The sequence below is a fragment of the Leucobacter tardus genome (assembly GCF_017583045.1).
Classification (GTDB): Bacteria; Actinomycetota; Actinomycetes; order Actinomycetales; family Microbacteriaceae; genus Leucobacter; species Leucobacter tardus.
This window is the reverse complement of record NZ_JAGFBF010000001.1, coordinates 123,176-138,648: the sequence shown is the minus strand read 5'-3', so window position 1 is coordinate 138,648 and position 15,473 is coordinate 123,176. Positions and strand designations below refer to the sequence as shown.

The following is a 15,473-nucleotide window of genomic DNA, read 5'->3' as shown; positions in this document are numbered from 1 at the left end:
AACCGATCATGAAACGATCGCTGAAGGCCACCGTCGGCCTCGTCGGTGCGGCATCGCTGATCCTCTTGGCCGGCTGCACCACCGATCCGTCGGTGGAGGCGCCCCAGGAGACCGGGGAGACCGCGGATGCGGAATGGTTCGACCAGGAACTCTACGACAAGCAGGACCAGGAGCGCGGCATCGAGCCCGAGGGTCCGGCCGACCAGCCGTACCTGCAGGCCATCGAACCCGTGATGGCCGACACCTCGGAGTACCAGGTCGACGGTGCGCAGAAGCTCTGCTTCGCCAACGCGTCGATCTCGAACCCGTGGCGGCAGACCGGGTGGATCACGATGAACGAGCAGCTGAAAGCGCTCCAGGATTCCGGGGTGATCTCGGAGATGGAGACGCGCGACGCGCAGGATAACGACGACACGCAGATCGCCGACATCGACTACTTCATCGCCGAGGGCAATTGCGACGGCTTCATCATCTCGCCGAACAGCACGGCGGCCATGACGCCGGCCGTCGAGCGCGCCTGCGAGACCGGCAAGCCCGTCATCGTCTTCGACCGCGGCGTGCAGACCGACTGCGCGGTCACGTTCATCCACCCCATCGGTGGATTCGCGTGGGGCATCGACACCGCCGAGTTCCTCATCGACAACCTGGAGGAGGGCGACAAGGTCGTGGCGCTGCGGATCCTGCCCGGCGTGGACGTGCTCGAGCAGCGGTGGGCCGCCGCCGAGAAGCTGTTCGACGAAGCCGGCATCGAGGCCGTCGACTACTTCACGGAGGGCGACCCCGCCGAGATCAAGAAGGTGATCTCGGACGAGCTCGCGACGGGCGACGTGCAGGGCGTCTGGATGGATGCGGGCGACGGAGCCGTCGCAGCGATCGAGGCCTTCGAGGAGGCGGGCGCCGACTACCCGGTCATGACCGGTGAGGACGAGCTCAGCTTCCTGCGCAAGTGGGAAGACACCGGGATGACGGCGCTCGCGCCGGTCTACTCGAACTTCCAGTGGCGCACGCCCCTGCTCGCCGCGGAGAAGATCTTCGCCGGCGAAGAGGTGCCCGAGGAGTGGGTGCTGCCGCAGTCCCCGATCACCGAGGACGAGCGCGCCGACTTCCTGGAGCGGAACGACGGCATGCCCGACGGTCACTACGCCAAGTTCGGCGGGGAAGACCTGCCCGGCTACCCGCAGATCTGGCAGGATCGCCAGATCCCGTAAGGGGTCTGGGGAGCGGAGGAACCGATGGGACCGGCGAGCGCGGAGAGCGCGCACGTGCGACGTGCACTGGGCGTCAACACCTGGGTGTGGGCGTCCCCGGTGACCGACGTGCGGCTCTCCGCCCTCGCCCCGCTCGCACGGGAGTTCGGGTACGCGATGCTCGAACTCCCGATCGAGCAGCCGGGGGACTGGTCGCCCGAGGCTGCCGCCGGGAACCTGGCCGAGCACGACATGGAAGCCCGGATCGTCGGCGCCATGGGTGCCGGACGCGATCTGCTCGACGACTCGAGCCGTGCGGCGACGCAGGACTATCTGCGCCACTGCGTGGACGTCGCCGTGACGCTCGGCTCGCCGACCGTCGCCGGACCGTTCACCGCCCGTACCGGGCGCGTGTGGCGCATGGATGCGGGGGAGCGGGTCGCCGCGATCCGGGATCTGCGGCTCGCCATCGCGCCGGTGGCCGCGTACGCGGCCGAGCGCGCGGTCACCCTCGCCATCGAGCCGCTGAACCGGTACGAGACGAGCCTGATCAACACGGTCGACCAGGCGCTCGACGTGCTCGACCCGTTGCTGGGCGACGGCACCGGGGTGGCGCTCGCACTCGACACCTACCACCTGAACATCGAAGAGCGCGATCCGGCCGCCGCGGTGCGCGCCGCCGGACGCCACTGCGCCGTGGTGCAGGTCTGCGGCAACGATCGCGGACCGGTGGGCGGGGACCACACCGATTGGAACGCGCTGCTCGACGCGCTCGACGACATCGACTACCGCGGTCCGTTGACGCTCGAGAGCTTCACGGCCGACAATGACACCATCGCGACGGCCGCCTCCATCTGGCGCCCGCTCGCCGAGAGCCCGGACGCACTCGCGCGGCAGAGCGCGGCGTTCCTGAACGATCTGCACGAGCAAAGGAGCCAGGCCAGATGACCACCGCTGCGCACCCCGTCACCCTGTTCACCGGACAGTGGGCCGACCTGTCCTTCGAGGAGGTGGCCCGTCTCGCCGCGGAGTGGGGGTACGACGGGCTCGAGATCGCCGCCTCGGGGGATCACCTCGACCTCGAACGCGCCGACACTGATGACGCGTACCTGCGGTCGCGTCTCGAGATCCTCGACCGGCACGGGCTCGGCGTCTGGGCGATCTCGAACCACCTCGCGGGACAGGCGGTGTGCGACGATCCGATCGATTTCCGTCACCGGGCGATCGTGCGTCCGTACGTCTGGGGCGACGGCGACGGCGAGGGGGTGCGGCAGCGCGCGGCGGACGACATGAAGCGCGCGGCGCGGGTCGCCCGCAAGCTCGGCGTCGACACCGTCGTCGGCTTCACCGGATCGCGGATCTGGCCCTACGTGGCGATGTTCCCACCGGTGCCGCAGAGCGTCATCGATGACGGATACGCCGACTTCGCCCGTCGATGGAACCCGATCCTCGATGTCTTCGACGGCGAGGGCGTCCGCTTCGCGCACGAGGTGCACCCGTCCGAGATCGCGTACGACTACTGGACGACGGTGCGCGCACTCGACGCGATCGACCACCGGTCGGCGTTCGGACTCAACTGGGATCCGAGCCACCTCGTCTGGCAGGGCGTCGACCCGATCGGCTTCATCAGCGACTTCGCCGACCGCATCTTCCACGTCGACTGCAAGGACACGCGGCTGCGCCCACCCACCGGACGCTCAGGGATCCTCGGCTCGCATCTGCCGTGGGGCGACCCGCGACGCGGGTGGGACTTCGTCTCCACCGGTCACGGAGACACCCACTGGGAGGACGCCTTCCGGGCGCTCGGTGCGATCGGATACACCGGGCCCATCTCTATCGAGTGGGAGGACGCAGGCATGGACCGCCTGCACGGCGCGGCGGAGGCGGTCGGCGTGATCCGGTCGCTCCTCTGGAAGCGGCCGGACGCGTCGTTCGACGCGGCGTTCTCGAACCAGTAGGGGGCTGAAGACGTCGGCGCGGTGCCTACGTGAGGTCGCGATTCCAGCGCAGCGCCCACCCGGCGAGCACGGCGATCACCGCGTAGGCGATGAGGACGAGCGCGCCGACGCCCATCGAGAGCGGTTCGACCGCTCCGTCCGATCCCGAGGTGAGGGTCATCGTGCTGGCACCGACCAGGGTGTCCGTCGCCGATCCGGGGAGGAACCGAGCGACGTTGGCGCTCCAGTCCCAGAAGCTCGCTGCGGCGCGCAGGAGTGGTTCGAGGAACTGGGTGAAGACGAGGGCGAGCACGATCGCGAGCGCCTGATTGCGCACGAGCACGCCCACACCGAAGCCGATGACCGCCCAGATCGCCATGGCCGCGATGATGCGGGCGAGGAGCGCCCAGGTGTCACTCGATCCGAGTGCGGCGTCGCCACCGGTCGCAGCGAGAGTCGTGGCTCCGGCCCCGACGCCGCCGATGATCCCGATCATGCCCAGCAGCGCGCCCATGCCGATGAGCGTCGTCACTTTGCCGAGCAGCACGATCCAGCGGGAGGGTTCGGCGATGAACGCCAACGCGAGGGTGCGATGACGCAGCTCGCCGGTGGCCGACAGCGCGCCGACGAGGAACGGCACGACGTATCCGTAGGTCGCGATGGCGGAGTACACCGTATCGGCGGTCTCCTGCACGCCGAGACCGGGGCCGGCCTCGCCGAGCTGATCGGCCATGGAGCCGAACAGGAACGCGAACGTCGCCGTCATCATGCCGGCGTAGAGACCGAGCACGATGCCCAGGATCCACCAGGTCTTCGTCGCGGTGAACTTCCGGGTCTCCGCGGAGACGCTCCGTCCGTACCGGCTCATGCGGATTCCCCCTCGCCGATGAGTGCGAGGAAGCGCTCCTCGAGTCCCGCTTCCTCCGTGCTCAGGTGCGAGAGCGGCAGCCCGGAGTCGAACGCGAGGTTGCCGACGGTCTCGGGGTCGCCCCCGGTCACCCGCATGACATCGCCGCGCGCGCCGTGCACTTCGAGACCGGCGTGCTCGAGCGCCTGGGCGAGACGGCGGTTGTTCGGGGTCGAGACGAGCACGACCCGGTCGGCTTCGCTCGGCTGGAGGCCGGTCAGGGGTCCGCTGTACGCGGCCTCGCCGCGACGGATGATGACAACGTCGTCGACGGTCTGCTGCACCTCGCTGAGCAGGTGAGACGACAGCAGCACGGTGCGCCCTTCGCTGGCGAGGTGCCTGAGCAGCTGGCGGATCCAGCGGATGCCCTCGGGGTCGAGACCGTTGATCGGTTCGTCGAGCACGATGACCTGCGGGTCGGGCAGCAGCGCCGCCGCGAGGGCGAGGCGCTGACGCATGCCGAGCGAGAAGCCGCCGGTCTTGCGGTGCGCCGAGTCGCGCAGGCCGACCATTTCGAGGGTTTCGCCGACGCGGTGCCGGGGCACGCCGATCGCGCGGCGCGCAATGTCGAGGTGCGCGGTCGCGGTGTGCGCGGGATGGAAGTCGGCGGAGAGCAGCGACCCCACCGCCATCGCGGGCTGTTCGAGGTCGGCGTACGGGCGACCGCCGACGGTCGCGGTGCCCGCATCGGGGCGGACGAGGCCGAGCAGCATCGAGAGCGTCGTCGTCTTGCCCGATCCGTTCGGACCGAGGAAGCCGGTCACCCGCCCGGGTTCGGCGGTGAAGGTGAGGCCGTTCACCGCGTGCACCCGTCCGAAGTGCTTCGTGAGACCGGAGACCTCGATGCGCGGGGCGGTCATCGGTGTCGTCACGTTGACCTCCCGCATGTGGCTTGATACATGTTCACACCATCTTGTCAGGAACCATGCGTCGGTGCACGCATCACCCGTGGTGCGTCGGCAGAATCCTCGGGTCCGTCACGCGAGGGTCGCGTCGCCCGGAAACCCCTGCTGCCGCCAGGCTTCGTACGTGGCGATCGCGGCGCAGTTCGCGAGGTTCATCGAACGGCGACCGTCGAGCATCGGAATGCGCAGTCGATCGGTCACCGACTCGTGGAAGAGGACCTCGTCGGGCAGCCCCGTCGGCTCGGGCCCGAACATGAGCACGTCGTCGTCGCGGTAGGCGATATCGGTGTAGAACCGCTCCGTGTGCGCCGTGTAGGCGAAGATGCGGGCGGGGAGCAGCGCTTCGAGTGCGGCCTCGAACGAGTCGTGCAGATGCACGACTGCGAGATCGTGATAGTCGAGCCCAGCCCGACGCAACTTCGTGTCCTCGAAGTCGAAGAGCGGATTCACGATGTGGAGCTCGGCTCCCGTGCCGGCGGCGAGCCGGATCGTGTTGCCGGTGTTGCCCGCGATTCGGGGCTCGAAGAACAGGATCCGGGTCACCCTCGCAGCCTACCCGACGTCCTCAGCCGGCGACGTTCGTCAGGAGGAGGTTGCCGAGGAGCGCGAAGAGCACACCCCACGCGATGATCGCGAGCCCCTGGAAGAGGAAGACCTTGCCGGGCCGGGCGCCGACGGCGATGAGCGTGGGTGCGGTGATCTGGCTGGCGACGAGCAGGGGCCCGAGGAAGCAGACGCCCGGCACGCCGTACTGGTCGAGCGCCTTCGCGACCTTGGCGCGGCGCTTCGACATCCGAGGTTCGGTGTCGGCACCGCCTCCACGGCGACTGAGTACGGCGCTGCGCGTCTTCAGTGCGGCGAACATGAGGGCGAACGTGCAGATCGCGTTGCCGACGATCGCGGCGATGACGGCGAGGACCGGCGGCACACCGGCGACGATTCCGACGAAGGTGCCGCCGTAGGACTCGACGAAGGGGATCGCTCCGAGCAGGACGACGAAGAAGCCCTGGAGCCACGCGTCCAGTCCCTGGGTGAACTGGGCGAGATTCGTGAGGAAGTCGCCGAGGAAGTCGAAGATCATGGGTCGAGCCTTTCTGCCGGTTGCCTGCTCTGTGTCATCATCCACACTGCCCGGTGCTCCGAGGCCGCCCCAGTGCCGCCTGTCACCGGTGCGTGTGACACGGTGTCACTGGCACCGATGCGACCTGTTCGGCCACACTGGGTGTGGGTCTCGCGCCGTCGGGTCGCGCGGGCCGCGGATCCGGGGAGGACGTCATGGCTGAGCAGGTGCAGATCGGCCCGCGCGTCTCGGATGCCGCTCCGCACGATCTCGAGGTCGAGGATCCGGAGCAGAGCTTCATCCACCGGCACCGCGTCTCATTCCTGGTGCTCTTCGGAATGATGATGGTCACCAGTTTCTTCGCGGGCCGCAGCGTGGTCGGCATGCTGATCGCGCTGCCGTCGCTCGCGCTGAGCGCGGTGCTCTTCGACGGATGGATCCGCGGTCGATCGGCTCGGGGCCTGTTCATCGCGACGGGGGTCGTGGCCGTGGTCACGCTCCTGGCGGCGTCGTACCTGCAGGACAACCCGTTCGGCGCGATCGCCTCCGGCACCGTCGCCGGCATCTGGATCGCCAGTCAACCGCACTTCCGCAAGCGGCTCATGATCTTCGCGACCGGTGCGATCGGGGGGCTGTCGTGCGTCGCTCTGCTCTCGGATCGGCCGTACGCGATGCAGATGATCCTGACATCGGTGGTGATCGCGGCGGTGTGGTTGTGGTCGATCGGAGACGTCGGGGAGCAGACCCGGTTGATTCGCGCGCTGACGCGCGCGAAAGACGCGGAGCAAGAGGCGTCGCTGCTGCGGCAGCGGAACCGGATCGCCGCCGACCTCCACGATATTCAGGGTCACACGCTGCACGTCATCAAGCTGAAAGCCGCGGTGGCGGCGCGCGTGCGAGAGTCGGATCCGGCACGCGCCGCCGAGGAGCTTGAGGCGATCCAGTCCCTCATCGCCGAGAGTATCGATCAGGGCCGGCAGCTCGTCAATGCGACACAGCGGCTCTCGCTCGCGAACGAGGCCGGCAGCGCCGTCGGTCTGTTCGAGGCGTCGGGCATCGCGGCGACCGTCACCGGCGCCGATGCGGCGCACGCCGACTGGGAAGCCGACGCGGCGCTCGTGCTGCGCGAGGCGACCACGAACATCCTGCGCCACGCGCACGCCGAGAGGGTCGAGGTGCGCGTCAGGCCGCGGTCGATCGAGATCCGGAACGACGGCGTGCCCGACACGCTCCGCCCGCAGCGCGGACTCGCGCGACTGGCTGAGCGGATCGCCGATCGCGGCGGCACCCTCGAGGCCAGCGTCGCGGACGGATGGTTCATCGTTCGGGCCGTCGGGGCGGCCGGGGACGAGTCGCCTGATCCCTTCGCCGATGCGTCCACTTCTCACGAGTCCACCCGAAAGGCAACGTTGTGACGGTATCCGTGCTCCTCGCAGACGATGAGGGTCTCATCCGCTCCGCGCTCGCCACCCTGTTGCCGCTCGAGGCGGACATCGAGGTCGTGGCCGAGGCGGACAACGGGGTCGACGCGCTCGCGCGCTATGAGGAGCTGCGCCCTGATGTCGCGGTGCTCGATCTGGAGATGCCCGGTCTCTCGGGCGTCGACGTCGCCACGAAGCTGCTCGCCGACGACCAGACTCGCGCGGTCGTGATTCTCACCCGGCACGCGCGGCCGGGAACCCTGCGGAGCGCGCTCCGGGTCGGCGTTCGCGGGTTCGTCGGCAAGGACGCCGATCCGAAACTCATCGCCTCGGCGGTGACCGATGTGGCTGCCGGTGGCCGGTACATCGATCCGAACGTCTCGGCGCAGGCGCTCATCGACGACTGCCCGCTCACCGAGCGCGAGATCGATGTGCTGCGGGTCGCGGTCGACGGGTATTCGGTGAGCGAGATCGCGGCGACGCTGCACCTCGCCGAGGGGACGGTGCGGAACTACCTGTCGAACGCGATTCAGAAGACGGGAAGTCGGACGCGGCACGAGGCCGCGCGCACGGCGCGGGAGCGGGACTGGCTGTAGCGGTCCGGGCCGTCGGTCGGGCCGAGATCGAATCGATGCTTGCTCCGAGGCCAGTGAACTGATCGTCTGATTATCGACACGTATCGTTGATAGGGGGCGCGATGACCGAGCACGAAGCGTACGGATCACTCGAAGCAGCGGTGCCGAAAGAGGTGGCCCCCGAGACGACGGGCGTCCGCCGCTCAATCGCTCCGGCCGTCGCGATGGGGGTGGCGATCGCCGTCGCGATCGCGTTCGCCGTGGGCGCCGTGGTGCTCACGGGGCCGTCGTCGCCGCTGACACGAGACCTTCCGGCCATGTTGCCGCCGTCCGTCCAGAACGCGGACGACTTCAGTCACCCGGCCTACGCGCTGTCGATGGAGTGCGACCAGGAGGTGCGTCCGATCTATGGGGATGACGAGATCACCGTGTGGGTGGGGGAGCAGCACGGCGGGTTCGGCGCGACCTCGGACTCGGACGTGTTCGCCTGCATGATGGTCGACGTGCTCGATCCGGAGAAGCCCGTCACCGGCGGCTCTGCGACCGCACCGGAACGCTTCAATACCCATGGCTTCGGACTGAGTATCACCTCGCTCGGCGAGATCATCGTGCTCCCCGCGAACGCGCCTCTGACGAAGGCGGAGTACGGGGGCATGCAGGCGCGCGGTGACCACGTGCTCGTCGCGCCGTTCGGGACGAGCTGCGATGCGCGCACCCGGATTCCGACGACGAACGGGCTCGGAGCGCTGCAGCTGCGTCCGATGTGCGGCACCTGATCGCCGCGAGCGCGCGAAGACCGGTCGGGTCTGATCCCTGCGCGATGCGCTCACCGTCAAGATCTCCTGCTCGAAGAAATGCCCCTTTGACGACATGCGCACACGGGAGATATGACGCGGTTGAGAGGGAACGTTACGCAAATAATATTCAATGCTTATGGTTATCGTAACTATCTGATAACGTCACCGTTCGCGACGCAGTTTCGCGGCGTGGCGGGTGTTCGCTCTCCCTACTGTGGAAGCGCCCATCGGACTGATGGGCACGTTTCGCAGTGAGTGAAGCTGGTGGTGCCCGTGCGTCTCCAGTTCGTGATGGGGATGCATGTTCAAGAGTTCTGCACGGCTCCGTGCCGTGAGGAAGTTCATCGGTGGCTTTGCCGCCGCCGCAGTTGTGGCGAGTGGCCTCGTCGTAGTCGGGGGCACCGCAGCCGCGCCGCCCGCGCAAGCGGCCCCGCCGGTGTTCTGCGACGGCAGCGGCATCTACGCGCAGAACCAGAGCGGGCAGGTGCTCGAGTTCGATGTCGCCGGATCCTTCGCACCGACCAGCCAGTTCAGCGTGTCCGCGCAGCAGAACAACGCGCTGGGCATCTCCGGTGACGGCCAATTGCTCTACACCGTTGCCAACGGGGGTGCCGCGGGCTCGACGAAGCAGCTCGCCATTCACAATCGGCTGACCGAGCAGACCCAGACGAAGAACCTCGGAGACCCGAACGCTCCCGCCACCATCATTCGCGGTGCGGTGAACCCCGTCGACGGGCTCTACTACTACGGCGGCGCCGGTTCGCCCGCCTACCTCGGCGTCTACAATCCCGTGACGCAGACCGCGTACCAGGTCGGCAGCATTCCGGGCATCGGCAACCAGAACGGCGACTTCGCCTTCACCGCGGATGGGCAGCTGATCCTCGTCGCGAACCGCAACGTGTACGCCGTGCAGGCGGATGTTCCGACGGCTCCCGGCAACGTCTCCCTGCCGCTGGGTGCGCCCATCGCCCAGCTGCCCGCAGGGTCGGAGGGCAACGGTATCGCGTTCGGCAACTTCGGAAACATCTACGTCTCCACGAGCACGACGCTCTTCGAGATCGACCTGGTGTCGGGTGCCATTGAAGGGCAGTACCCGAACCCGAATTCGGGGTCCGGCTTCACCGATCTCGCGAGCTGCGCCTACCCGAACACGGTGCAGTTCGTCAAAGACATCCAGCCGGACCGGTTCGGTCCGTCCGACCAGTTCGGGCTCGCCGTCACGGCCCCCGGTCGCGCATCGGGACCCGTCCAGCTCGGCCAGGCTCAGACGAGCGGCGGCGCGCCGGGCGTTCAGGCGTCGAACGCCGGCCCCTACGTCACCGGTAACGGTGAGACGCTCACGCTGACCGAGTCCGCTGCGGGAACTGCGAATCTCGACTATTACACCTCGCAGATGAACTGCGTCGATGCGGCGAACAGCAACGCGCCGGTGAACACTGCCGGCGACGGGCCCACCTGGTCGGTCGTGCAACCGGACAATCTTCGCGGGTCGAGCATGATCTGCACCGCCACCAACACCGCTCTCGAGCGCGGGCTCACGCTGACGAAGACCTCCGATCCCGCTTCGGGCTCCGCGGTCGACGCCGGAGACCAGATCACCTACTCCGTCACCGCGACGAACGACGGTGAGGTGCCGATGCAGGTCACGGTCACCGATGACCTGACCGATGTGCTCGCGTACGCCGCCGTCACCGAGGACGGGTTCACGGCGAGCGTGACCGATATCAACGGTACGACCACTGCCGCCGCTGCTCCTGAACTCGATGCGTCGAGCAACGTGCTCACCTGGGGCGGCAACCTGGGCGTCGGTGAGGCGGTCACTGTGACGTACACCGTGACCGTGAACGACGATGCCGCGGGCGACACCCTCACCAACGCGGCGAACGCGACCGCCACGCCTCCGGGCGGCGGCACGCCGCCGACCGATCCCCCGCAGGTCACCACCACGCACCCGGTGAACGAGCCCGGCTTCGCGCTCGAGAAGTCCGTCTCACCCGGCAGCGGCACCGCCGTCAACGCCGGCGACGAGCTGGACTACACGATCACCGCCAGCAACACCGGTCAGACTGCGCTGACGGACGTCGTCGTCACCGATGACCTCGCCGAGCTGCTCGCGCACAGCACCCTCGATACCGAGAGCGTGCGCGCCGAGATCAACGGGTCGCCCGCGGATCCCGCTGCGGAGCTCGCCGATGACGTGCTCTCGTGGACCGGCGACCTTGCCGCCGGCGAGACGCTCACCCTGACCTTCTCGGTCACGGTCGGTGCCGAAGCCGCAGGGACGACGCTCGCGAACAGTGTCAGCGGTGCAGCCACGCCCCCGGGCGGCGGCACCATCACCCCGCCTGAGCCCGAGGTGTCGAACCCCGTGAACGAGCCCGGCTTTGCGCTCACCAAGACGGCGAACCCGCCGAGCGGCGAGGGAGTCAACGCGGGCTCAGAGGTCACCTACACCGTGACCGGTCACAACTCCGGAGCGACACCGCTCACCGACGTCACCGTCGCGGACGACCTCTCCGACGTGCTCGAGCACGCCGAGCTCACCGCCGCACCGATCGCTACGATCGACGGCTCCGAGGTGCCCGGACTCACGTTCGCGGACGGCATCGCGACCTGGTCCGGCGACCTCGCGGCGGGTGAGCAGGTCGTCATCACCTACACGGTGCAGATCAATGCCGACGCGCAGGCGGCGACGTTCACCAACACGGCGACGGGGACCGCGACGCCTCCGGGCGGCGGCGACCCCATCGTGCCCGAGCCCCCGACGACCGAGCACACCGTCAACGACCCGCGGATCGAACTCGTCAAGGACGGCGACCTGAATCTCGCCGGACCATCGGCTCAGGTCGGCGACAGGATCGACTACCGTTTCACCGCGACCAACACCGGCAACGTCGTCCTCTCTGACGTCGTCATCACGGACCCGCTCGCCGGGCTCACCGACCTGACATACGACTGGTCGATGGCCACCGGCACGGGTACGCTCGCGCCCGGTGAGACCGTGACGGCGACGGGAACGCTCACGCTGACCCAGGCGCACATCGATCGCGGCCTCGTGGCGAACACCGCGACGGCGGCGGGCACGCCGCCTGCCGTGTTCAATCCGGAGGACCCCGAGACGCCGACCCCTCAGGATCCGGTCACCGATGATTCCACGGTGGTGACCCCGATCGTCGCGAATGCGGAGATCTCGCTCGAGAAATCGGGGCAGATGATCTCGGCAGACGAGCGACCCGTCGCGGGCGACAGCATCGAGTACACGCTGGTGGCCACGAACACCGGCAACGTCTCGCTGACCGACGTGTCGATCAGCGACGGCCTGCCCGGTCTGACCGACGTGACGCTCGACCGGTCGAACGCGACCGCTGAGGGGGTGCTCGCTCCGGGCGAGACGGTGACCCTCACCGGCACGTACGTGCTCACGCAGGCCGACGTGGACGCCGGAGCCGTCGTGAACATCGGCGGTACCGTCGGCACGCCCCCGAACGTCGCGGATCCCACCGATCCCGACGGCCCCGGAACGCCGGCGACGCCGGTGACCGATGAGGATCCGGAAACGGTCGTGATCGAGCGGAACCCGCAGATCGCACTCACCAAGCAGGTGCAGGGGGAACAGCGCTTCACCGCTGCCGGTGAGACGATCACCTACGAGTTCCTCCTCGCGAACACCGGCACCACGTCGCTCTCGGACTTGAGCATCGCGGACGCCATGCTCGGGGACGACGCGGAGTACACCTTCGACTGGGATGGGAGCGATGCGGCGGTCGCCGGCACGCTCGAGCCGGGGAACTCGGTTCGCGTGACTGCTGACTACACCCTCACCCAGGCCGATGTCGACCGCGGTTGGGTCGACAACACGGCGACGGCCGAGGGCACGCCGCCGCCGGCGTTCGATCCGGAGGACCCGGAGAACCCGACTCCGCAGGATCCGGTGCGGGACGATGACCGGCACGTGGAACCCATCGATCCCGATCCGTCGCTGGTCGTGACGAAGTCGAGCGATCTCGATGGTGCGGCCACTGTCGGCGAGACGGTGACGTACACGTTCTCCGCAGAGAACACGGGCAACGTGACGCTCACGGATGTCGTGATCGTCGACCCGCTTCCGGGCCTGTCGGAGCTCGACTACCTGTGGCCGGGGGAGACCGGTGTCCTGGCTCCGGGTGAGCAGGTCACGGCAACCGCGTCGTACACGCTGACGCAGGACGACGTCGACGCCGGGGTCGTCATCAACACGGCGACCGCGGAGGGCACTCCGCCGCCGGTCACGAACCCGGACGATCCGGAGAACCCCGAGCCTCAGGATCCGGTGGTCTCGCCGCCGACGGAGGAGGAGACGCCGTTGCCGTCGACGCCGGGTATCGAGCTGATGAAGTCGAGTGCGTTGAACGTCGCCGCGGGCGAGTTCGCCGAGGTCGGTTCGACGGTCGACTACACCTTCACCGCGACCAACACCGGCAACGTGACGCTCACGGATGTCGCGATCATCGATCCGATGGACGGTCTCACGGACCTGGTCTTCACCTGGCCCGGCGAAGCCGGCGTGCTCGCTCCTGGCGAGGACGTCACCGCGACGGCGACGCTGACACTGACGCAGGCGCATATCGATGCCGGATGGGTCGCGAACACCGCCGTCACGACGGGAACGCCGCCCGAGACCTACAACCCGGAGGATCCCGAGAACCCGGTGCAGCCCCCGAACCCCGAGGATGACGACCGCGAGGTCACCCCGATCGCGTTCAACCCGTCGATCGACGTTGTGAAAACAGGCGCTCTGGCGGGCACGTCGGCCGCCGGTGAGTTGGTGGACTACACGTTCCTCGTGACCAACACGGGCAACGTCACCCTGTCGGGTGTGAGTCTGGGCGACGACCTGCCCGGGCTGTCGGACATCACGTACGGCGAGTGGCCGGGCGAGACGGGTGTGCTTGCTCCCGGCGAGGACGTCACGGCAACGGCGACGTACACGTTGACGCAAGCCGATGTGGATGCGGGTGCGCTCGTGAACCTCGTCACCGCGACGGGTACGCCCCCCGCCGTCGTGAACCCCGACGACCCGGATGCGCCGTTTGTGTCGAGCGATCCCGTGAATAACGAGGATCCGGAAACCGTTCCCCTGGTTCAAGGACCGGCGATCCAGCTGGTGAAGTCCGGCGAGCTCACCGGCGCCGACGCTGCAGGATCGGTCATCGAGTACTCGTTCGTCGCGACGAACACCGGCAACGTGACCCTGAACGACGTGGTGATCGCCGATCCCCTCCCGGGCCTGTCCGATCTCGTCTACACCTGGCCGGGAGATGCCGGGGTGCTGGCGCCGGGCGACTCGGTGACCGCGACCGCGACGTACACGCTCACGCAGAGCGATGTCGACGCGGGGACCGTCGTGAACACCGCGACGGCGGAGGGCGTGCCGCCCACCGGCGACCCGGTGACGGATTCGGATACGCACACGGAGCCGGTTGCGGCCGCACCGAACCTGGTGATCTCGAAGACCGGAGCGCTCGATGGAGCGGCCGCCGCGGGTGAAACGGTGACGTACGCCTTCACCGCCGAGAACACCGGAAACGTGACGCTCAGCGACGTGGTGATCCTGGATCCCCTGCCCGGCCTCTCGGATCTGACCTACTCGTGGCCGGGAGCCGCGGGAGTGCTCGTCCCGGGCGAGCAGGTGACGGCGAGCGCGACGTACACGCTGACGCAGGCCGACGTGGACGCCGGGGCGGTGGTCAACACGGCGACCGCCGAGGGCACCCCGCCCGACGGACCCGACGTGGTGACGCCGCCGGTGGAGCACGAGATTCCGCTGGACCCGGCGCCCGGTATCGTTCTGGAGAAGTCGGCCGACCCGCAGGGCCCCGCGCGGGTCGGATCGACCGTCGAGTACGCGTTCACCGCCGCCAACACGGGCAACGTGACGATCACCGATGTGCGCATCAGCGACCGTCTGCCAGGACTCTCGGCGATCACCTACGCCTGGCCGGGTGCACCCGGTGTGCTGGCGCCCGGTGAGACGGTGACGGCGACCGCGTCGTACACGCTCACCCAGGCGGACGTGGACCGCGGTTCGGTGGAGAACACGGCGCTCATCACCGGAACCGACCCCGGCGGTACCCCGGTCACGGACTCCGACACTGTGACGGTGGATATCGAGGCGCTGGCGAACACCGGTGGATCGCCGGATGCGTTGCTCCTGCTGACCGCCGCCGGGCTCCTCCTGCTCGGCGCGGGGGTCGTGCTGACGGTGCGTCGCCGGAAGGAGCTGGTGTGAACCTCAGGTCGATGGTGATCGCCCCGGCAGCGCTGCTCGCCGCAGTGGCGCTCGTCGGGTGCACCGGCGGCGACCAGCCGGACGCGGTCGACGAAGCACCCGAGAAGGTCATCGAGGTGCAGGATCAACCCGGATCCGTCGAGGGTTACGTCGGCGCGTCCGATGATGCGGAGGTCACCTCCTGCGACATGCAGGACGGCGCACTCCGCGTCACCGGAACGGTGACCAACCCCGAAGCAGCGCCTCAGGAGTACCGGATCTACGTCTCCGCGCTCGACGCCGGAGACACGGTCGGACTGGTACAGGTCGACGTGCCGGAAGTCGCCGATTCGGAGACCTGGTCGACCGAGATCCCGTACGACGGGACCGACCTCGAGTGCGTCCTGCGCGTGGAGCGCTTCAGCGCAGAGTAAGCG

Annotated in this window: 12 protein-coding genes; 8 read left to right on the top strand and 4 right to left on the bottom strand. The window is 68.5% G+C overall.

The features are described from left to right. Positions 1 to 8 precede the first annotated feature (8 nt). From J4H85_RS00610 to J4H85_RS00600, 3 genes are read left to right on the top strand one after another with little or no spacing between them, the layout of a single operon-like run. Complete coding sequence (locus J4H85_RS00610) at positions 9 to 1,208, top strand: substrate-binding domain-containing protein (RefSeq protein WP_208235904.1); 1,200 nt, start codon at positions 9 to 11, stop codon at positions 1,206 to 1,208. Between the two features lie 24 nt (positions 1,209 to 1,232). Continuing rightward, positions 1,233 to 2,135: a sugar phosphate isomerase/epimerase family protein gene (locus tag J4H85_RS00605; protein WP_243893290.1), complete on the top strand. Its 903-nt coding sequence runs from the start codon at positions 1,233 to 1,235 to the stop codon at positions 2,133 to 2,135. Further along, positions 2,132 to 3,145, top strand: coding sequence for a sugar phosphate isomerase/epimerase family protein (locus J4H85_RS00600; protein WP_208235903.1), 1,014 nt, complete (start codon positions 2,132 to 2,134; stop codon positions 3,143 to 3,145). Before J4H85_RS00605 ends, J4H85_RS00600 begins: the two co-directional genes overlap by 4 nt. A gap of 25 nt (positions 3,146 to 3,170) precedes the next feature. On the opposite strand, the gene J4H85_RS00595 is transcribed toward J4H85_RS00600, so the two are convergent. From J4H85_RS00595 to J4H85_RS00580, 4 genes are all read right to left on the bottom strand, one after another. Then, positions 3,171 to 3,992: an ABC transporter permease gene (locus J4H85_RS00595; RefSeq protein WP_208235901.1), complete on the bottom strand. Its 822-nt coding sequence runs from the start codon at positions 3,990 to 3,992 to the stop codon at positions 3,171 to 3,173. Then, positions 3,989 to 4,903, bottom strand: coding sequence for an ATP-binding cassette domain-containing protein (locus J4H85_RS00590; protein ID WP_307863290.1), 915 nt, complete (start codon positions 4,901 to 4,903; stop codon positions 3,989 to 3,991). The genes J4H85_RS00595 and J4H85_RS00590 overlap by 4 nt, the downstream gene beginning before the upstream one ends. Positions 4,904 to 5,008: 105 nt before the next feature. Beyond that, on the bottom strand, positions 5,009 to 5,479 hold the full coding sequence (locus J4H85_RS00585; protein WP_208235899.1) for a tRNA (cytidine(34)-2'-O)-methyltransferase: 471 nt from the start codon (positions 5,477 to 5,479) through the stop codon (positions 5,009 to 5,011). A gap of 22 nt (positions 5,480 to 5,501) precedes the next feature. After that, positions 5,502 to 6,017, bottom strand: coding sequence for a hypothetical protein (locus J4H85_RS00580; protein WP_208235897.1), 516 nt, complete (start codon positions 6,015 to 6,017; stop codon positions 5,502 to 5,504). Between the two features lie 194 nt (positions 6,018 to 6,211). Here J4H85_RS00580 and J4H85_RS00575 point away from each other — a divergent pair, with 194 nt between their 5' ends. From J4H85_RS00575 to J4H85_RS00555, 5 genes are all read left to right on the top strand, one after another. Then, a complete protein-coding gene (locus tag J4H85_RS00575; RefSeq protein WP_208235895.1) occupies positions 6,212 to 7,411 on the top strand; it encodes a sensor histidine kinase in 1,200 nt (399 codons plus the stop codon). Then, positions 7,408 to 8,013 carry a response regulator transcription factor gene (locus tag J4H85_RS00570; protein WP_307863289.1) on the top strand — a complete coding sequence of 202 codons (606 nt, stop codon included), beginning with the start codon at positions 7,408 to 7,410 and terminating at the stop codon, positions 8,011 to 8,013. Before J4H85_RS00575 ends, J4H85_RS00570 begins: the two co-directional genes overlap by 4 nt. 101 nt (positions 8,014 to 8,114) lie before the next feature. Next, a complete protein-coding gene (locus tag J4H85_RS00565; protein WP_208235893.1) occupies positions 8,115 to 8,768 on the top strand; it encodes a hypothetical protein in 654 nt (217 codons plus the stop codon). A gap of 352 nt (positions 8,769 to 9,120) precedes the next feature. Continuing rightward, positions 9,121 to 15,057, top strand: coding sequence for a CLIPPER-2 domain-containing protein (locus tag J4H85_RS00560; RefSeq protein ID WP_208235891.1), 5,937 nt, complete (start codon positions 9,121 to 9,123; stop codon positions 15,055 to 15,057). Further along, on the top strand, positions 15,054 to 15,470 hold the full coding sequence (locus tag J4H85_RS00555; RefSeq protein ID WP_208235888.1) for an FxLYD domain-containing protein: 417 nt from the start codon (positions 15,054 to 15,056) through the stop codon (positions 15,468 to 15,470). The genes J4H85_RS00560 and J4H85_RS00555 overlap by 4 nt, the downstream gene beginning before the upstream one ends. Positions 15,471 to 15,473: the final 3 nt, after the last annotated feature.

Coding starts and splice junctions, on each gene's coding strand:
- J4H85_RS00610 (WP_208235904.1), top strand. CDS start 9: ATGAAACGATCGCTGAAGGCCACCGTCGGCCTCGTCGGTGCGGCATCG.
- J4H85_RS00605 (WP_243893290.1), top strand. CDS start 1,233: ATGGGACCGGCGAGCGCGGAGAGCGCGCACGTGCGACGTGCACTGGGC.
- J4H85_RS00600 (WP_208235903.1), top strand. CDS start 2,132: ATGACCACCGCTGCGCACCCCGTCACCCTGTTCACCGGACAGTGGGCC.
- J4H85_RS00595 (WP_208235901.1), bottom strand. CDS start 3,992: ATGAGCCGGTACGGACGGAGCGTCTCCGCGGAGACCCGGAAGTTCACC.
- J4H85_RS00580 (WP_208235897.1), bottom strand. CDS start 6,017: ATGATCTTCGACTTCCTCGGCGACTTCCTCACGAATCTCGCCCAGTTC.
- J4H85_RS00575 (WP_208235895.1), top strand. CDS start 6,212: ATGGCTGAGCAGGTGCAGATCGGCCCGCGCGTCTCGGATGCCGCTCCG.
- J4H85_RS00565 (WP_208235893.1), top strand. CDS start 8,115: ATGACCGAGCACGAAGCGTACGGATCACTCGAAGCAGCGGTGCCGAAA.